The following is a 17867-nucleotide window of genomic DNA, read 5'->3' on the forward strand; positions in this document are numbered from 1 at the left end:
TAGCAATTGTTTTTCCGCTTTCTGTACCATCTAAATATCGTTTCACTGCTTGGATTTTCTCTGTTGAAGAAAATTTAACCATAAAAAATGCACCTCCAATTGTTAGACTGTGTCTAACAATTGGGGTGCACTTCAAAGGAAAGTGACTTTTTAGATTAATTTTCCCCTTGTTATCAAGCTATTTACTTTAAGTTCATTTGACTAATTTTGAAAATGTTGTTGACTATTCAGTTGAACTGTATTAAATTATTATTAAGTTGAACTATATAGTCGAACTGAATAAAGGGTGAGGATATGAAACATAAATTATTACCGTTGTCTGAAACCATGCATTATATTTTATTAGCTTTGCGTGAGCCACTCCATGGCTATGCCGTAATGCAGAAGATAGAAAAGATAAGTAACGGTACTGTTATTTTAGCAGCTGGTACATTATACGGCGCGATTGAAAACTTGAGTAAGCATGGTTGGATTGAACCTGTTGGAGAGTTAGGTCGAAGAAAAGTTTATATGATAACTGCAGAAGGAAGCGCCATTTTGAAAATGGAACAAAACAGGTTATTGCATATTTTATCCCTATACGAAGGAAGTGAATCCAATGAAGATATTTAAGATGTTTTTTGATATTGAAAAAGAGGAGCAATGGTTGAACGAGCAATTACAAAAAGGTTATCGTTGTACAAATATTAGTGGATTAGGAATATACACTTTCGAAAAAACTGACAAGAGATATGTTATGCGACTTGATTATCAAGATTATTTACCTAAGAAAAAGTTGGTTGAATACAAAGGGATATATAAGGATTTCGGTTGGAACTATATAAAGGGGTCCTGGCTTAGTGGAATACGGTATTGGCAAAAAGAAGATGATGATCAAAATGAAATCTTCTCGGATCGCCAATCAAAGGATAATTATTATAAAAGATTAATGGGTTATTCATTTTGGTTTGGTACGCTGTGTTTAGCTTATTCTTGTATGTTTTACAAGGGTTCGGGATTATATCATGAAGGTCTTTGGGGTATGAAAGATTCATTATTTTGGAAGGCATTTTTATTTGAAACTCCATTTGTTCTTATGAAGTTGTCTCCCGCACTTCTGTTTGTTTTTTTGGGTAGCAGTTTCTATAAAGTTTATCGAAAGTATTCAATGTTAAAAGAAAAATAAACGTTTTTAAAATCTTCCAGAATCGGGCGCGATTGTGGAGTAAACACAGATAGAAAAATGATTAAACTTTTATAAAAAATTATTCACTAGCAACAAATAACCCAAGCATTTTGATCAAACTTTTTTCAAAATGTTTGGGTTTCTTCTGTTGAAAAATCAATTTTAGTAGCATGCTTTTGATCAAACTTTATTACAAACCAACAGCATTCACGGCAAGCTTATGGGTTAATAATTAATTCAAGGCAAAGATATGCTTCCTTTTTCCTCAAATAATCAACTAAAACTCCTCAAAAACATTTGATTTTCGGCAAAGATATGCTTCTTTTAGCGGCAACTTTATGGGTAAAGTCACAGGATACGTGAAATGATTAAGGAACAAAACAAGGTAACCCGTCCGATCTTAACTGTGATATGAACCATAAGTTTGCCGGAACGGCAAGCTTATGGTTCTTTTTGTTTGCGGCAAACTTATACTTCTAATATGCACACAACAAAAAAAGATAGCTCAATAGACCATCATTAGCAGGTTACATAATTCTCGTTATTGGAAGTGATGTTTTAAAAATCCCTTTACACATTCATTTTCGGGATCTTGGCTTAAAATTTGTTGTACAATCTTAGTAGCTTCTTGTTTTGAAATAAGTCTCTCGGGCACATTGTAAAGAAATAAAAGCATCTCTTTATATCCTACCTCATCTGGGTTTAGGACTATTGCCTTTCTGGCGTGATGTAACCCTGTTTTATAAGCATCTTTGATATAACAAAAAGGGTGACACATGAGGTCATAGGCTAGCGAGTGTAATCTATCATCCTCTTTTTGGTTAATAAGATAACAAATGAAATCATAAATAAAAATGTTATCTTTATTAAAAGCTAATTCTGTTATAAAATCTGCAAACTTATCGAAATCGTAGCCATTTACTAATTTACTTGCCTCATAAAAATTGCCGTTGAGTATTTGTTCGCTTAATAATTTGTCTTTTTCCATTTTTTCATCTCCCCTTATCTAAATGTACCATAACAGGAAATGTATACTGTATTCATGATCGGTTAACATAACGTCTCATTATCAGAAGTTCTCCTCACCAACAATCCCCGGCTTATTAACATGCTGTGAAGCATCCTCTTCACCTATATATGCAGTTTCTTATTCATCCCGTTATATCAGTGGCTATAAGCTATCAGTTTCTTCATTTCCTATACTCCATATGTATAAAATTCCGCATAAACTAACGGCAAGCTTATGGGTTAATTATTAACTCACGGTAAAGTTATGCTTCCATTTTCTTTGGATAATTAGTTGAATATCTTCTAAAATAAGCAATGTTCGGCAAGTTTATTCTTCCAACTGTGGCAAACTTATGAGTAAAGTGACATTAACAACTGAAGAAAAGGAACGAATTGAAAACATGTTATTATGTTCCTTAGTATCTGAAGAAGAAATAATGATTACATATTATGAAGATGGTTATTTACTCTCTGGTTATATGACTATTGTTGATATTGACCCGTCAAATAGCGCTGTCATATGTACGGATGCTTTTTATAACAAGATGAAACTGCAATTCTCTAATATAATAGATGTTAAATAAAATAAATTGATGTTATCAAGTTTAAATCATTTAAAGGAGTGTAAAAATGCAAGAGAATCAGATAAGAAAGAACGCAGCAGGAGCAGTTATTCATAATGATATTAATAACTATCCCTTTCTAAATATACCTATGATTATTAATGAGAAAAACGGAATGATTTACGAAGTTTTTAGCGCAGGTTTTCATATTAATAATGCAGCAACAATGATAACAACAGACGGTTTTGCCACAACTAGGGTAAATACACCCATTGTAAGAATTAAAAACAATGGTGGTATTATTCAAACATATCGCTTACCTTTAGAGCTGGAATACTGGGTACTTTCTTGTATGCGTTCTGCTTCAGCAGGAAAAAATCCATTCCCATGCAAAGTTGCTTTTGGAATTATTGACACTAAATTTCATGTAAAATTCAGATAAAAAGAAGCAATTTCATTTGAAATTAAACACCTTTATTATCATTTCTCGTAAAGTTTGATCAAAAAGAACTCTTCAAAGCATGAAAGAGTTCTTTTCCCATTTTACAGCCCAAACAAATACACCACAGCTTTACGTACGCTACTTGATGTAGCATTAAACACTGAATGACTAATCCAACTAGCTAAAAATCCATATTTCACAAACAAGAAACTGTACACAATACCAGGTATAAGATAAAACCAAACATTCATTACATTAACCCCATGAAATAGAGCAAAAAGAAAACTTGATACTAATCCCCATACAATTATAAACTTTTTCTTTTTTTCTTCAGAACCATCATAAACTCTTCTAAATGCCACGAATTCTTCCTTGATCATATTTAAAATCCAAAAGAAAGCCGTATAAGTAACATATCGGAAAAACAATTCCTCAGCAAATGGACTCAGTAGGAAAACAACTACCCTTTCACCTATGAAACTAAAATGCTCAACAGAAACATATTGATTAGAACCAACAGCTATCAAGCTGCCTGTTAACCAATATACAAAACCACGACAAAGAGACAGTAGCGTTTGTAAGGTGAGCCCAAGTGCGATAGCCCATCCTATAATAAGATACACTTTTCTTTGTTTAATAAAATGCCTTGCAAAGCATCTTCTTGTAGTCTTAAAAATTATTAGCGCCCCTAAGAAGAAACTTAAAATGAATAAATAGTCAATTCTACCTGGTTTCGAAAGCCCCCATTCAAGAAAACGCTCACCCCTTAGCATCAACCCTAGTAATACATAAGATAACATTATGAAAAGGCACCATTTTAAAATCAACCATAGATGCCTACCATCATAAGACATTAAAACACCTCCTCATTTATTCTTAATATTAGTATAATTAAAATCTTCCATCTCATGTTGGTAGTTCTTATCAACATGAGATAATATTAAAAATTTATACCAATTCAAAAGGAGCAATTTTTACTTTTTGTAACGTGACGCCTATAATATTATTAACAATCTATGTTCTACATAATAGCTGCTACACTACCAATCTTATAGAGGTGTAAATATGAAAATATTATTAGAGGGAAGAAGAATATTTGAATACGAAACTGATGAAAATACAAAGTATTTGATCTTTTCGGATGAAAGTCTAAAAAAATACGTGTATAATGCTGCATCGATATTTATTAAAAAAGGAAACTTTCCTTATCCTCAAAAATGGCTCATTAGTGACAATTTTAAAACTAGAGAATTATTAACTCCTTTAGATGATTTTGATTCAAGTATTTATGAATATATGTTTCATATTGATTGGCCACTAGTAGAAAGGATCACTCAAATTCTAAAGCCATATGGCATACAAGTTGCTGAAGAACCTAATGGAGTACGAATGCGTGATTTAAGTGGTTTGTTGCGTTTAGAAGAAATACCTCAAGAAGTTCAAGATGAAATTAGGGATGCTTTAGCAGAGGAGGATTTAAGGACATACGAGGAGTTTCAAGTATTCGAATGTTACTCTTGTAAAGAAAAGGGTAATGAAGAATTCTTCATTATAAATGGAGATAATGACATAATCTTATCCGATATTTCTTACGATCAGACAGATTGGTTTTCCGATAAATATATAGTTGAAACATATCGAAAAAAAACTCAGTCAAGCACGGAGTATGTGTTTAAAACAGATAGAGACGAATGGTTTATATACTCCCCTGGAAATTCAGATAGTAACTATTGGGTTTTAGAGCATATATATGACGATGAATTGGAGGACTTTCCGCTTTCTTCTTATATAAAAGTTGAAACAGAAAAGAGAGAGATTCCCGAACGAGAAGATGAAATCGATTTTCAGCGTTATTATAATAAGGATACTCCTTACGACTTTTATTACTCAGATAAGATGTTTGCACTAAGAATTTTACAAGACGAAGGTCGATTCAATATGGCAAACATTAATGGCAAATGGGAAAGGTATACAGAAATGGTTTTAAAAGATGAAGAACCGTTCTGCAAGTGGGATGATATGATATATGTTGGTTCAGGTATTTTCGGTGATATTAAAGAAGAAAAATTAATACAGGAAGAGATTATGAACTTTGCCGTTGAACTGAAGAAAAAGAAACAGAAGGACACAACTATACACTAAGATTTCCACCAGGTTACGGAAGCTCAAACTGTACCGTAGGTATCACCTTACTGTTAATAAAATTAGTTTCTTTTGGAATCATTGACACTAAGTTTTACGTGGAATTTAAATAAAAATGATACTACTAACAGCAAAAAATTTTATTAACAAATGGAGTTGATCAATTGTTTTATAAAGTATTAAATATGTATAGCGTCATTAATTACGATAAAAATTTATACGAACAGGTTCAAAAAAACATCGACCAATCCAGAGGTTTTGTTTGTTGTATTAATTCCAAAAAGAACACCGGAAAAACAAATTCCAGATATGAAAAGTATTTGCGTTATAAGCAAGCGTTATATACAATCCATAAACCACATACTCCAACTAAACAAAAAGACGATTTCAACTATGACTATGAAGCTCTAGTACCACCTGATATTGATATTAAAAAAATTAATCAATTATATAAAAAATTTGGTGTTCAAGAAGATTACATAAATGAATACAAAATAATTAATGAAGAAAAGGACGGTTCTTATGTAGCAATACATACACCTACACCAATTGAATGTCTTGCACTTGAAAACTTAATTGAAATTGATAAAAAAATAGAACAGACTAACCGGTTTAATTTAAGCAAAAATTTTGTTATGCACAATCATAAAAGATATATGCTTTTACCCTTTTTAATAAAAAGTGAAGGTAAATTCACTGAAGCTTATGTAATTGCAAACATCTATGATATAGGTATAATTACTTTACAAATCACTATGACTTTTGAGCACAAAAAAGTTATAACTACACCTGATAATATACCAAAAAACATAAAAATACCCGAAGTTCATTTATATAAATCCAAAGAAAATTACAAATCAGATGATTTTTGGGAAAAAGATATTGTAAATAATATCGACACAGATGGAATTATGGAGCATTATATTAAACAATTATCTAAACTAAGTAATATCACCCTTGAAGATGACCGTTTAAATCGCAGAATTAATTGGGTTTTCGGAGACTTCGAAAAGAATAAACGTAGTGAACTTCAAGCCTTTATAAACAATAATAAGGATTTGTATGCTAGTTATTTACTTAACGGAACAAAAGAGCATAGTAATAGATATTTCTCAAGTGAAGTAGAAGCAATATTAAAAGGATCCGAAGTTTATAAAAATAAACAGTGTATATATATGTGCAGCCCTACATTCTCCATCCTTACTTTCGGTTCATCTCTCTTTTTTGAGAAAGCAAAAGAAATTTTAGAAAATCATGAAAAAGAATCAGTAAAGCAAAAAGCATACGAAAATGAATTAAGAAAACAAAAAGCTTATGATGAACAATTGAATCTACTTTTAAAGAAACAGACTATTATTAGTATGTTTGATTTTCTGCGTTTCTATGAACTAGGTTTCATAAAAAAATATTTTGTACGAAATTTATTACAAGGTAGTTCCAATAATCAGTATACTTCATCCAAAGACTATAACCTTCTAAGAAAAGAATTCAACTTTTTAAAATTACAGTATGATGAAGATATCCTTTTTTGTTCAGATGGTAGCGCAAAAAATTTATACAAAGCTATTTTAGAGAAAACGGAAACAAATGCATTGTTAAAAAAATCCGAGGAATTGTTTAAAAACATTCGAGAAGATATCGTTATACAAAAAGAAATTAAAATCAAATCGAACGAAACAAATATTCTTATTATTTCTTCGCTATTAACCATTGTATTAGGATACAATGGCATAAGATTAATAGTTAATGATATACTAACGAAAATTCATCCTATTAATCAGTATGTTATATTACACCCTTTACGTTCTACTGTGTTATTATGGATTGTTCTAATCTCTATAATGTTATACTTGAATGTAAAAAGATGGATTATAAATCGACAGTAATTAAAGTTACACCTCAAATTTGGTAATGAATAAAAAAGAAGCTATTTTGAAAAATATTAATCAAAATAGCTTCTTTTTTTGTTTGAATAATTTTTTCTTTAAAAATATATTGAGTGCAGCTTACTTAGATTTGTTAACGACGCTTCAAAAGGTACACATAATAGAACCAAGTAAATAAAATCTACAGCAGCTTTTTAAAAACAGAATATTCAATTATTATTTTTTCAACAACACCATCACCTTGTAATTCTGCTAACATGGTAAGATTATGGAAATATATACTAATAGGGTGAGGGGATTAAATATGAATGTACAAACTGTCTCCAAAGGAGCAATAACAAATCTATTAAACAATTGGTATCAGTCCATTATTTCACAACATGTACTAAAATCCACTAATTATAAGAAAGAAATTGATAGTAAAATTCATCAAATTGAAGAAGACCAAAACATCCTTATCTATTATTCATTACTAGATTTTAGATATAAGTTACTTACCCATGACATTAAAAACTATAAAAAAAGTTTAGAAAAGATAGATCGTATACCCGATCAAGCAGATACCTTTCTAAAATACTATCATTGTTTTTTCAAGGCAATTTATTCAATTAATATGGGAGATTACACTTCTGCTAAAGAACAATACGAAGTAGCTGAATCATTATTAAAAGACATTCCAGACGAAATTGAAATAGCTGAATTTAATTATATGTTCGGTTCTTTCCACTATCATATTTATCAGCCACTGCCAGCTGTCAAATATACTACAAAGGCAAAAGAATTATTTTCAAAGCATGAAGGCTACGATATCAAAGTTGCTGCTTGTAATAACACGCTAGGACTTGCTTGTACTTCCCTCGGCCAGTATGAAAGTGCGGAAGAACACTTCCTTGCAGCTTTAAACACTTTCAACAAACACGACGAGGATAAACTATCAGCAAAAGTGAAACATAATTTAGGGTTATTGTACGCAGATCAAAACCTTTCCGAACTAGCAATAAAATACCTAAATGGATCACTTGTAAATAACCAAAAAACATTGTTCTTATTAGCGCAGGAGTATTTCAAATTAAATGATAAAAATGCTGTCACGTTGCATATTGAAAATGGATTAAAAATTTCAAACGAAGAGTATAATCATCATTTCAATATTCTAAAAGGATTAAATGACAATATAAGTACAGATGAATTGGAAGAAATCATTTTGGCAGGAATTTGTTATTTTAAGAAAGAAGAGTTATGGAAATACGTAAAAGATTATTCAGCTATTTTAGGCAATAAGTTTTATGGGTCAAAATCGTATGAAAAAGCGAGCAAGTATCTACACATGACAAATGAAGCGGATAAAAAGGCTTCAGAGAAAGGAGCTTTAAAGTAATGAAAAAATCTCTATTAATTTTTGCTATTGTCACAGGTTTTTTATCTTTCAGCTTCAGTAACACTACAAATTTACAATCTGTATCAAAAGAAAAAGTAGATTTTGTTCAATATGCACATGGTGAAACTATTTGACACAATGAAATACTAAAAAGTTATGTCATTACCCCTTTACAATGCATAACACAAATAATTATTAACAAAATGAAAAGAACCTAATGTAGGTTCTTTTTATTTGCTGTATAAAGTGCTTTAACGTTACCTTTTCAGAATACAGTGGTTTTCATATGTCCTTAAAATTATAACAATAACTTTTCTACACCTACTCCATCCATTAATAACAGTTTCAAAGAAGGTGATATTTTAATTGCTTCTTCGATATCTAAATCTCCAAAATCCACCATATATAATCCAAATCCTTCTTTTCCATTTGCATATAATAGCACTTTCCCACCTTCATCATCACCAATTGCAAGTGAGTTAGGTATATATTTTTGGATATTATGTGCTTCATTCATCTCTATACAATCCGCTGGACTCCAAATACGGATATATATTTCATTATTTACATTAATCTCTGCATCTGTACAATGTTGAATTATCTCTAGATAATCTGAAGGAACATCTATTGATGAAAAACCTTGTAACTCTTGAATTGTTTCTTTAGTTGCTGGAGGTTCTTGTGTTTCTAAAGTGAAAACTGCATTTAAGTTCTCAAGTATACTCATTAATACTCAATCCTTTCATATTTTACTTTTAACTTATCAAGCATTCTATATTGTTGTTCTAAAGTTCCTCTGATAGTTTCTTTAGAAAATCCTGCTTTTTCAAAATCAGAAACTATATTCTTTAATTCCGCTTGTAAAGTAGAGCTCCATTTTCCATTTCCTAAGGCTACACGTTCATCACGTCTCAAGTTCTGCACATTAGTAATAATAGTATGTGGTAACCCCTTTCCTGTTTCAATCGTCACTGTTGGTGCAAGTTTTGGATCATATCCATATTGACTTAAATTTGCTTCCGCCCATTTTCCTTGTAAACCGTGATGAGATTGTAACTTTCCTCCATTTGGACCTCTCCCTTTTGGTTTAGGCATTGATTGTATATGTGTTTTATTAAAAAGTACATAATTCGATTCAACACCCTTTACAGTTTTAACAGCACTAGCTGACATCTTTACGCCTTTACCGATTTTAACCAACTTCCCGATTGGTGTAATACCGGCTACCGCCATACCTCCAGCTATGACTCTGTCAAAAGTACCAAGTTTTTCTCCCGTAGACGGATCTACACCTTCCCAAGCACGCCGAACATCATATTCTCCACTTATTTCACCTGTAATATCTCTGGCTAATTTATTACCATCAAATTCTATTTTTCCTGATGCTAATGAAGTTTCATTGTTTATTGTTTCTTCTTGATTTAAATCGCTATACACAATTTTATCAGATTCACGTGCTTTTTCCTCTGTGATTTTTTGAATTGATGTAGTCCAATTCATATTTAAATCTTGTATACTGAATGTTCCACTCGCAGGACTAAAACCTTTCCCACTTTGAACTTCTGCAAGACCTTGAGCAATACTCGTAGCTAATTGAAGCGCTGTATCATAATTACTACTAGAAACATAATTAAATTCATATAAATACTCTAGTTTTTCTTGAAGCTTTTGTTTCATCGTATCATAAATCCCCACCATAACTTGCATTCCTGGAAGGGTACTACTAGTTCCTTCAATATCTGCTTTCATTCGGTCAATTTCTTATTTAAAAGTTTGTTGCAGCCATTAATCGTGTAAATTCCCTCTTAATTATAAACTTCTTTAATAGATTACAATTCCACTTCATAAAAGAACGTACGTTCGTGAATAATAGAAACGAATATTCTTTTATTTTAGGAGGAATCACGATGTATGAATATTCAGTCCTACCGAATAGAATCATCTTATGTGTTGATTTACGCAGCTTTTTTTCTTCAGTGAGTTGCATCAAAATGGGACTTGATCTCATTCATACAAAGTTGGCTGTAGTCGGAGATGTAAATAGAAATGGTTCAATCGTTCTTGCTGCAACACCCCCCATTAAAAGCTTTGGGCGTAAAGAAGATGGCAAGACTATACGAGATTCCTCGTCGTAAAGATATTCTAGTAGTAAACCCAATTATGAGTGGCTTTTATGTTTTCTTCTATTATATATAGCCATCATTTCTCTATCTTTTTTACTGAACCCAAATACACAACGCATCCCCAATTATAAACCCGCACTTAATAAATTTCTTAATATTCTGTATATTTTTTAGAAATATCAATCAATTTACAATATGATGAAAATATTGTATATTTTTGGTTATTAGTAATGAAAAATACAAGGAGGGGCAGAAGGCGAAAAACAAAAATAGGGATAATCGGGGAGGATTGACTATGAAAATAGGAAAAAAACTTGTAACAGGTGTTCTTGCTCTATCATTATCAATTGGTACATTCGCATCTTCATCCTTTGCAAATGAAATAGATACTCAAAAAAAAGACATAAAATCTCTTCAGGTTAAAAAAGACTATCAAATTAAGGATATTCAAGAAAACTACAGCGATAAAAAAGTTCAAGAGAAATTGATAGAGAAGGTAAACAAAGGTGAGATTCTTGATAATATCAATCCAGCAAAAGAAAAATTAGGGGAAAAAGTTAAATTAAATGATTCACTTACAGTTACAACATATCCAGATGGATCAAAAGAATTATCAGGAATTGATTATAGTGAAGCTAAATTTTTTGATGAAAAGGGAAATGAGGTTCAGCCCAAATCACAGGATATAAAAGGGATTACTGGGCCGCAAGGTAGTATTAGTGGTGGCACTTGGACAAGCGGTTCAGGTTATTCTTGCGTACAAGGAGCAAAAGTGGTTCGCAGCAAATATAGTAATTTTACGGCAAGTTTCAAAGCTGACTTTTGCTATCATCAGGGTGCATTCGACAAGATTAGTAGAATTTATAGTGTTCTCATAGATGCACCAGGTGGTGATTACGATAAAGAGGAGGAGGGGCTATTTAGACAGTGGGAAAACGCAACATACTCAGCATTTGGAGGAGTAAAATTCAAATACACTCGAATGCCTGATGGTGGAGCGAGCACCCAATATTTATACCTTCGTGTCGGTGGGGATAGATCCTGGGAAGATTCAAATATAGTTAATTAGTATGCAAAAAAGACAGAGAACCTTATACATGGTTCTCTGTCTTTTTTGTATGCTAACTTAACCATCCTTTTTTTCTACATTTATTTTGTAGTGTAGATACTGTATAAGATATAAGGCTAATACTATTCCTATGAAATATAGAGAAAACTTAATAATCATATCAATAAATACCACAATTGTTGAAGTTGTTCCGAGATACCAATTGAACGGTATTACATTTAATAAACTTAAAATTAGCGCTATCCATAAGATTTTTTTATTCATTTATTCCACCTTCCTTCATTTAAAATACATTTTTAGTTTACTATGTTTTAAATCTGTATACTATATTCCACCTATTGAGAAAAAATAATTAAAACTTATCTAAATTTATATGATTGCATACATAATTCACATCATCTATTTTAAAAACCCTCTATCATTCTTCAAAGCATGGTAACTTCATTTTATTTTAAACCACTTAAATACCAATTGCCATCACTTCAAAAGGTACACCTTTTGGGAGTATAACTAAGCTAATAAAATCCCTATTTCAAAAGGTATAAAAAATATTTTTGATACACTTCAAAAGTTACGTATACCTTTTGATCTTTTCTAATAATGTATCATTTACATCTACTATTGAATAATACCCCGCAATTCCGTCAAAACTATAAATAACCAAGTCTTCAATTCCCCTGGAGCTGAGCAGTTAGTTCAATCTAACTGCTCTTTTTCTTTTTATCGTCATCTTTCCATTGCACATCCATATGTTGTATAGAGATATCTCCTTTTAAATTGTAATTGATGCCTCTTTCAAGTCCTAGTACACATGTTAAAAAGAACACTTTACAAAAGTGCTCTTTTTACTTTGCCAGCCACTGAACCTATAATGAAGTGAGATTTTAACTTATGAATAACTTGCGGAACCCTTTCCAATAATACGAATAGATTGGTAACAGCCAATCTGTATCCATAATGAATCTCTGATTTTCTTGAATTTTCCCTGAGGCAAGGTAGCTATTTTTTAGCTACCTTCTTGTATGAACTGCAAACATTTGCACATACTATTAACGGAATGCTTGAATCATTGTCTTTGAAAATATTCAGCACTTCCGCTCCTTAGGAGAACAGTCCACGCAACTGTTCTCTTTTTTATTTTCTTTTTCAATAAATATCAAATGAAAAAGCATAAATATCTCCTCAACGATCAATAGCATTGCAACATTCTCAACGTTTCCTCAACAATTTTTCAATATTTTTTATGGACAATAGCACACTTTCTCAACAGTTTTAATATCTTAATATTAAATACTACAAGGAGGTATTGAAAAATGACATGGTTTATTATCTTAGGATTTATACTTATTTTAAGTATAAGCGGTTTTCATGCACGTAGTATTCATATCATTTTCAAAATAGGTTCAGATACAAAAGCTATGCCAAGTTGGACTTTCGTTAATAGAATAAACTTTCAAACATTTAAAGAATTAATAAAAAGACCGAATAAGGATAAACTCAAAAGCCTTACAATAGGAGAACTTGTTATTCCTTTAAGTTTCTTTAACAGATTATTTAGCAAAACGTTAATTTTTCTATTCCTATTCTTTTACTCGCAATACTTAAACTAAACGCAATATGAGATGAGTTAAAAACTAACAATCGCTAAACGTAGCAAACAATCGACCGACTATTATGAACTGGAACCGAAAAGTTAAACACAAACTTAAGTGCCATTTGAATGTGAGTCCGGTATTGTACTGGACTCATTTCTTTTAACTTCACTTTAATTTTTTTGTGATTATAATAATCTATATAGTTATCTGATTCCATCTTATAATGTTCCATACTTCGTATTCTTTAAGATACATTACGCTTACTCTTGTTTTGTAATTTCTTCTCTTTTTGAACTAAGGCCTTTAACTTTTTTAAATAATCAATTTCCATACGTAAATGTTCATTTTCTTCTTCTAATGCTTCTATATCCCCTTCAATAGCTGCATTACTTAACTTAGATCTTGTATTTTCCATAGCTGGACCCCCTTTCTTCTTTTCATATAGGAAATCCACGCCTTTTAAATCAAATATTTCCTTCCACCTACGAACCAATAAACTCCTTAACAAAAACTGTTTATTTATTTCATTTATCGTCATTCTATTTCTAAAATTTTCAGATACATCCTTTGAAAAGTCTTCGTTGTATTCATTCCATATTTATCTCTCGCAAATAAATCGTAGTACATCTTATATCCAACACATTTATAGGTCTTAATGGTATTTTTAACAAAAGCTTCTTGAATTTAAATAGACATACCACTTTAATCTGTCAATTCCATCTATATTGATAAATATGAAACACCTAATATATTTGACATTTCAATGACTTATAACAGGAAAATATATACATCCAATGAATCCTGATGTATCTTTGCTTTGTAAGTCATAGTTAGTTGGCCAACTTTCAATGCAATTTAACAATAAAAAGTAAGGGGGACCTAAAATGAATCAAGTATTAAAGAAAAGTAAGAAAAAAATGATGTATCTTTTTGGTTCACTTCTAATTTCTCTATCAATGTTTTCAACTACAAGCTTTGCAGCTACAGAAGGTGCTGTAAAAAGTGTTACAAATAGTAACTATACCGGGATTGCAGCTGATATAAATCTACCAAAGTCAGTTGTTGTTAAGGATGGATATGTAAATTGGTATTTAGGTATTGGAGCATCTAAAGTTGAAGGTGGTATTTCAAAAACATCAAGTGGATATAAAGTATTTCTTAATTCAGGATATAATGAATCCGGTCAAAACAGTAAGTATTGGAATACACAGTATGATACATCAATTAAAGATGGTGATCGAGTAAATCTTAAATTAGTTAATAACGGAAATGGTACGGTTACTATGTATATAAATGGAAGCCCTAGATACGCAAATCAGCCTGTATATGGTACATTTTCTCAATATGAACCAGTAAAAATGGTTCAGGGTGTGGAAGATACTGGACGTAATTCTTTTAGCCAATCTAGCTTTTCAAACGTGCTACTAAGAGCAGATACATCTGGATCTACCTATAAAAATTGGAACAGTTCAATTTCTTCTTCATTTTCCAGACACGGTACTTATGGTAGCAATTTCACAGTTTATTCACAAGTACCATTAAGCGCAAGTTTACGTTAAGTATGCTATTTGTATAATAATATTTTTAAGAAAAAAGTAGCTGTACTTTTGTACAGCTACTTTTTATATGCAATAAATCAGTAATAGATATTCAATCCGCCATAATTACAAGGTTTTAAAACCAGCTAAGAACTTAAATATATGGTAAAGTAAAAAAGTATTTCCCTACATATTAGGAGAATACTTTTTTTAAAGGAACCTCAAAACTCACACATACCCTATACAGTAAAGGAAGTTTGGTACATGCAATTTTCTATAGACGCGATACGTAATTTCCTCATACATGACATGGAATCCTATCGTGAAATGCTCCTACAAGAAAATGATTATGACAATATGAAATGGAGTTACACTACATTCATTGATATGAATAATTATCTAAAGAAAACAGATATGGATCAAGAGGAAATTCAAGAGTTATTATCGGTGAGCCGTGAAGGGATCTCTTTTGGCTCGGTAACAAAACGTGATATGCTCTTTATACATTCTCTTACTAGTCCAAATCGATGTTTGGAACTAGTGGAAACCTATAAATTGATGGAACGAACAAACGAATACGTTCCCAATATGAAAAAAGAATTGCAATGGCTCAAAGATCGATGGGAAAAAGGGTTTTATATTTTTGTTAATCAATAAATATGTTGTATTTATAAAAGCGTTTACCATAGCAAATGTAGAAGAGTCAAAGAATATGAATATAGCTTAGGAAAAAGCAAATCTTCTTAAAAGGGAGGCTTGCTTTTTTCTTATTCCCCCTTTTCGAGGGGATGAGCAAAAACCACCCTTAGTGAACTTTATAAATTAAGTTTGGTACTTGTTAACAGCAAGAGAAGCAAAATAGGTGTTAAAGAATCGTTATTTTATTGGAATTTCCAACTCGTGTTGTTTTAGTATGTTTATCCGTGAGGAATGAAGACTGGTTTTTATTTAATATTTTTCGAAAATAAAAAAGAGACCTACTAACTAGGTCCCTTTTTATTCTACATTTAAGTTTCATTTCTGTTTGTTTTTGAAATTGTAAGATATAAAATTGTATATGATGGTGTTTTCTTAACCTTACTATCAATAGCTAATTCGTGGATCTCAAAATTGCTTACTTTCTTAGCTCTACTATTCTGTTCCTTCCCCTAAAATTCCAATATCCCCATAACTTCTTTCGTAAATAGTTTAAAATCAGTTAAATGTTTTTCAATAATTTGACGAACAATGTCTAAATTTACACTTTGATAATCATGAACAGCAATATTACGAAATCCAACCATCGCCTTTAACTTATTTGCTAGCTCTGCGTTAAGTAACCCCGCTGTAACCAATAAATCAAAAGCCTCTCGACTAGATTGGGGTAGTCCTAATTTTTTCCCAGCAACAATATGCATTGCTAAATCAATACTCGCTTCACAAGCTCTTTGTATATTCAATATTATTGAATCTTGCTTTGTGTAATCCTCCAAATTTTCAGGGTCATTTCCATATACATCTTGGATTCTTTTTATACAGCGCTCTATTGTGGAAATTTTATTTAAAATAACCTCATTCTTCATATATAGAACCTCTTTTCTTTATATCATCGAACACTATCTTGCGTTCCTCATTCAATTTTGAATACATTTTTAAAGTTTTCATTTCAAAAATAATTTTCCGTTCTTCATCAGAACAAAATATTGTCTTTCCTGTATGTATAATCTGAGCTTGAAAAACTGTAGAAGCTTCGGATAAATCAACTAAATCAACATCTCTATGAACAATGTTTGCTAACTCCTGTGCTAATAAAAAACGTTCATAGTTCCCTAAAGTTGTGTCACTTAAATAAGCTATATCAATATCACTATCTTCCCGTTCTCTGTTCTCAGCCGTTGATCCAAACACAATTATCCAATAGGGATTCACCGTCTCTTGTAATTTTTCTATAATAGCTGTTATCATACTTTGAAAAATCATTTAATTAATCCCCCTTATTATACTTGAATTTTATTATATCATAACCATTACAAAATCCATTAAGCTACAACAAGTACATAAACAAAATTAAACCTTGTTAGTACTTAAAGAACCTCAAAATTACGTGCTTATCCCTGTAAAAGCAAAAGACTTACAATAACTGTCAGTCTTTTGCTTTTGAAACTCTAAACAAATAGGGGCTATATTTCTCTAACAATGGCGTCTTTTATATGTTAATTCATCTTTAATTTTTCTTTTACTTTTGTAGGGAGTTCGTCTTTTTTAACCTCTTCCCAAGATTTCACACCTTTTTCCTCAGAGTAGTATATAAGTAAAAATGCTTCTTTACGAAGATTTTTTAATGCTGTAAACTCCATTTCTTTTTCCTTACCGTCCTTATCAATTCCAGACAATTTATATTGGTAAGTCGTATCACCATTAACATTTTTCTCTTTTAATTGTTCGCCATCCTTAGTAATTTGCACATAATATTTATCTGTACCAAGTCGATTTAAGTTACACCCCGATAAAAACACAGTAAACATCACAAAAACACTAAACATAAGCATTATTCGTTTCATATTATTCACCTCATATTTCTTCTCACAAAAATTATATCCTAATCTGCTTACTACCAAAATCCATTAACATTACACTAACATTACATTTTCGTAATATAGGCTTTTCTATCAACTTGTAGCCTGGAATCTCTTATTAAAGAAGGAATCGAAAAAAATGAAAATAAAAATGATATAGATGCTATGTCACTTGCTTCTTTCCTTTCTTCTTCAATGAAAGGAGCTATTATGGCTAGTCGCGTATGAAAAAATAATATACACCATCATTATTTTATCATTTTAGCCAAGAAGACTCCTTCCTCAAGGAACGCGAAGTGAGGAGGTGGGAGATGAATTGGCTTCGAACAAGGGATGGCAGGAAGCCATCTTAATTGTTCGACATACATAAACTGTTACTTTACTACCTATCGAATGTATGTTT

18 protein-coding genes and 4 pseudogenes are annotated in these 17867 nt (G+C 31.3%); 13 read left to right on the top strand and 9 right to left on the bottom strand.

Annotated elements, in window-relative coordinates:
* Positions 1-294: 294 nt before the first annotated feature.
* Both JDS95_RS29255 and JDS95_RS29260 read left to right on the top strand, forming a co-directional pair.
* Entirely contained in the window at positions 295-612 is a 318-nt protein-coding gene (locus tag JDS95_RS29255; protein ID WP_098016281.1) for a PadR family transcriptional regulator, read from the top strand.
* Positions 599-1165 (top strand): DUF2812 domain-containing protein, encoded by a 567-nt coding sequence (locus JDS95_RS29260; RefSeq protein ID WP_098016280.1) that lies wholly within the window; start codon positions 599-601, stop codon positions 1163-1165. The genes JDS95_RS29255 and JDS95_RS29260 overlap by 14 nt, the downstream gene beginning before the upstream one ends.
* Positions 1166-1706: 541 nt before the next feature.
* On the opposite strand, the gene JDS95_RS29265 is transcribed toward JDS95_RS29260, so the two are convergent.
* Positions 1707-2153: a hypothetical protein gene (locus tag JDS95_RS29265; protein WP_098016279.1), complete on the bottom strand. Its 447-nt coding sequence runs from the start codon at positions 2151-2153 to the stop codon at positions 1707-1709.
* Between the two features lie 373 nt (positions 2154-2526).
* On the opposite strand from JDS95_RS29265, the gene JDS95_RS29270 reads away from it, so the two are divergent.
* Together JDS95_RS29270 and JDS95_RS29275 are read left to right on the top strand one after the other, a co-directional pair.
* On the top strand, positions 2527-2757 hold the full coding sequence (locus JDS95_RS29270; protein ID WP_242474208.1) for a YolD-like family protein: 231 nt from the start codon (positions 2527-2529) through the stop codon (positions 2755-2757).
* 46 nt (positions 2758-2803) lie between these two features.
* Positions 2804-3178 carry a hypothetical protein gene (locus JDS95_RS29275; protein ID WP_098016278.1) on the top strand — a complete coding sequence of 125 codons (375 nt, stop codon included), beginning with the start codon at positions 2804-2806 and terminating at the stop codon, positions 3176-3178.
* A 101-nt stretch (positions 3179-3279) separates the two neighbouring features.
* Here the strand turns inward: JDS95_RS29275 and JDS95_RS29280 are convergent, their stop codons facing one another.
* On the bottom strand, positions 3280-4032 hold the full coding sequence (locus JDS95_RS29280) for a CPBP family intramembrane glutamic endopeptidase (RefSeq protein ID WP_098016277.1): 753 nt from the start codon (positions 4030-4032) through the stop codon (positions 3280-3282).
* A gap of 211 nt (positions 4033-4243) precedes the next feature.
* On the opposite strand from JDS95_RS29280, the gene JDS95_RS29285 reads away from it, so the two are divergent.
* From JDS95_RS29285 to JDS95_RS29295, 3 genes are all read left to right on the top strand, one after another.
* Positions 4244-5320, top strand: coding sequence for a hypothetical protein (locus tag JDS95_RS29285; protein ID WP_098016276.1), 1077 nt, complete (start codon positions 4244-4246; stop codon positions 5318-5320).
* A gap of 164 nt (positions 5321-5484) precedes the next feature.
* Complete coding sequence (locus JDS95_RS29290) at positions 5485-7206, top strand: hypothetical protein (protein ID WP_098016275.1); 1722 nt, start codon at positions 5485-5487, stop codon at positions 7204-7206.
* Between the two features lie 304 nt (positions 7207-7510).
* Complete coding sequence (locus JDS95_RS29295) at positions 7511-8584, top strand: Rap family tetratricopeptide repeat protein (RefSeq protein ID WP_098016274.1); 1074 nt, start codon at positions 7511-7513, stop codon at positions 8582-8584.
* Between the two features lie 298 nt (positions 8585-8882).
* On the opposite strand, the gene JDS95_RS29300 is transcribed toward JDS95_RS29295, so the two are convergent.
* Positions 8883-9311 (bottom strand): SMI1/KNR4 family protein, encoded by a 429-nt coding sequence (locus JDS95_RS29300; RefSeq protein ID WP_000025329.1) that lies wholly within the window; start codon positions 9309-9311, stop codon positions 8883-8885.
* Positions 9311-10345, bottom strand: a pseudogene (locus tag JDS95_RS29305) (pre-toxin TG domain-containing protein); the annotation flags it as partial. The gene JDS95_RS29300 and the pseudogene JDS95_RS29305, both read right to left, overlap by 1 nt.
* 146 nt (positions 10346-10491) lie before the next feature.
* On the opposite strand from JDS95_RS29305, the pseudogene JDS95_RS29310 reads away from it, so the two are divergent.
* The 3 genes and pseudogenes from JDS95_RS29310 to JDS95_RS29320 form a co-directional block, all read left to right on the top strand.
* Positions 10492-10777, top strand: a pseudogene (locus tag JDS95_RS29310) (Y-family DNA polymerase); the annotation flags it as partial.
* A gap of 225 nt (positions 10778-11002) precedes the next feature.
* The gene (locus JDS95_RS29315; RefSeq protein WP_098016273.1) at positions 11003-11776 is read left to right on the top strand and encodes a hypothetical protein; all 774 of its coding nucleotides are present in this window, start codon (positions 11003-11005) and stop codon (positions 11774-11776) included.
* A 1313-nt stretch (positions 11777-13089) separates the two neighbouring features.
* Entirely contained in the window at positions 13090-13386 is a 297-nt protein-coding gene (locus tag JDS95_RS29320; RefSeq protein WP_098016271.1) for a hypothetical protein, read from the top strand.
* Positions 13387-13498: 112 nt separating this feature from the next.
* Here the strand turns inward: JDS95_RS29320 and JDS95_RS29325 are convergent.
* Together JDS95_RS29325 and JDS95_RS29330 are read right to left on the bottom strand one after the other, a co-directional pair.
* Positions 13499-13626, bottom strand: a pseudogene (locus tag JDS95_RS29325) (IS3 family transposase); the annotation flags it as partial.
* Positions 13616-13786: a hypothetical protein gene (locus JDS95_RS29330; protein WP_176510776.1), complete on the bottom strand. Its 171-nt coding sequence runs from the start codon at positions 13784-13786 to the stop codon at positions 13616-13618. The gene JDS95_RS29330 and the pseudogene JDS95_RS29325, both read right to left, overlap by 11 nt.
* 469 nt (positions 13787-14255) lie before the next feature.
* On the opposite strand from JDS95_RS29330, the gene JDS95_RS29335 reads away from it, so the two are divergent.
* Both JDS95_RS29335 and JDS95_RS29340 read left to right on the top strand, forming a co-directional pair.
* Entirely contained in the window at positions 14256-14930 is a 675-nt protein-coding gene (locus tag JDS95_RS29335; RefSeq protein ID WP_098016268.1) for a hypothetical protein, read from the top strand.
* Between the two features lie 243 nt (positions 14931-15173).
* A complete protein-coding gene (locus JDS95_RS29340; RefSeq protein ID WP_001160625.1) occupies positions 15174-15566 on the top strand; it encodes a hypothetical protein in 393 nt (130 codons plus the stop codon).
* A gap of 491 nt (positions 15567-16057) precedes the next feature.
* Here JDS95_RS29340 and hepT read toward each other — a convergent pair whose 3' ends face one another.
* The 3 genes from hepT to JDS95_RS29355 all read right to left on the bottom strand — a co-directional run bounded on the left by hepT (position 16058) and on the right by JDS95_RS29355 (position 17449).
* Positions 16058-16471, bottom strand: a complete 414-nt coding sequence (hepT, locus tag JDS95_RS29345; RefSeq protein WP_000787543.1) for a type VII toxin-antitoxin system HepT family RNase toxin — start codon at positions 16469-16471, stop codon at positions 16058-16060.
* Positions 16461-16868 carry a type VII toxin-antitoxin system MntA family adenylyltransferase antitoxin gene (mntA, locus tag JDS95_RS29350; RefSeq protein WP_000577221.1) on the bottom strand — a complete coding sequence of 136 codons (408 nt, stop codon included), beginning with the start codon at positions 16866-16868 and terminating at the stop codon, positions 16461-16463. The genes hepT and mntA overlap by 11 nt, the downstream gene beginning before the upstream one ends.
* Positions 16869-17101: 233 nt before the next feature.
* Complete coding sequence (locus tag JDS95_RS29355) at positions 17102-17449, bottom strand: YxeA family protein (protein WP_098016267.1); 348 nt, start codon at positions 17447-17449, stop codon at positions 17102-17104.
* 120 nt (positions 17450-17569) lie between these two features.
* On the opposite strand from JDS95_RS29355, the pseudogene JDS95_RS29360 reads away from it, so the two are divergent.
* A pseudogene (locus JDS95_RS29360) lies at positions 17570-17689 on the top strand (TetR/AcrR family transcriptional regulator); the annotation flags it as partial.
* Positions 17690-17867: the final 178 nt, after the last annotated feature.

This window comes from Bacillus cereus group sp. N24, from assembly GCF_016483345.1.
Classification (GTDB): Bacteria; Bacillota; Bacilli; order Bacillales; family Bacillaceae_G; genus Bacillus_A; species Bacillus_A toyonensis.

What these genes read in the sequence shown, in the direction of transcription:
- JDS95_RS29300 (WP_000025329.1), bottom strand. Translation starts at nt 9,311, where the DNA reads ATGAGTATACTTGAGAACTTAAATGCAGTTTTCACTTTAGAAACACAA.
- JDS95_RS29355 (WP_098016267.1), bottom strand. Translation starts at nt 17,449, where the DNA reads ATGAAACGAATAATGCTTATGTTTAGTGTTTTTGTGATGTTTACTGTG.
- JDS95_RS29265 (WP_098016279.1), bottom strand. Translation starts at nt 2,153, where the DNA reads ATGGAAAAAGACAAATTATTAAGCGAACAAATACTCAACGGCAATTTT.
- JDS95_RS29315 (WP_098016273.1), top strand. Translation starts at nt 11,003, where the DNA reads ATGAAAATAGGAAAAAAACTTGTAACAGGTGTTCTTGCTCTATCATTA.
- JDS95_RS29295 (WP_098016274.1), top strand. Translation starts at nt 7,511, where the DNA reads ATGAATGTACAAACTGTCTCCAAAGGAGCAATAACAAATCTATTAAAC.
- JDS95_RS29275 (WP_098016278.1), top strand. Translation starts at nt 2,804, where the DNA reads ATGCAAGAGAATCAGATAAGAAAGAACGCAGCAGGAGCAGTTATTCAT.
- JDS95_RS29285 (WP_098016276.1), top strand. Translation starts at nt 4,244, where the DNA reads ATGAAAATATTATTAGAGGGAAGAAGAATATTTGAATACGAAACTGAT.
- mntA (WP_000577221.1), bottom strand. Translation starts at nt 16,868, where the DNA reads ATGATTTTTCAAAGTATGATAACAGCTATTATAGAAAAATTACAAGAG.
- JDS95_RS29260 (WP_098016280.1), top strand. Translation starts at nt 599, where the DNA reads ATGAAGATATTTAAGATGTTTTTTGATATTGAAAAAGAGGAGCAATGG.
- JDS95_RS29330 (WP_176510776.1), bottom strand. Translation starts at nt 13,786, where the DNA reads ATGGAAAATACAAGATCTAAGTTAAGTAATGCAGCTATTGAAGGGGAT.
- hepT (WP_000787543.1), bottom strand. Translation starts at nt 16,471, where the DNA reads ATGAAGAATGAGGTTATTTTAAATAAAATTTCCACAATAGAGCGCTGT.
- JDS95_RS29335 (WP_098016268.1), top strand. Translation starts at nt 14,256, where the DNA reads ATGAATCAAGTATTAAAGAAAAGTAAGAAAAAAATGATGTATCTTTTT.
- JDS95_RS29255 (WP_098016281.1), top strand. Translation starts at nt 295, where the DNA reads ATGAAACATAAATTATTACCGTTGTCTGAAACCATGCATTATATTTTA.
- JDS95_RS29280 (WP_098016277.1), bottom strand. Translation starts at nt 4,032, where the DNA reads ATGTCTTATGATGGTAGGCATCTATGGTTGATTTTAAAATGGTGCCTT.
- JDS95_RS29320 (WP_098016271.1), top strand. Translation starts at nt 13,090, where the DNA reads ATGACATGGTTTATTATCTTAGGATTTATACTTATTTTAAGTATAAGC.
- JDS95_RS29340 (WP_001160625.1), top strand. Translation starts at nt 15,174, where the DNA reads ATGCAATTTTCTATAGACGCGATACGTAATTTCCTCATACATGACATG.
- JDS95_RS29270 (WP_242474208.1), top strand. Translation starts at nt 2,527, where the DNA reads ATGAGTAAAGTGACATTAACAACTGAAGAAAAGGAACGAATTGAAAAC.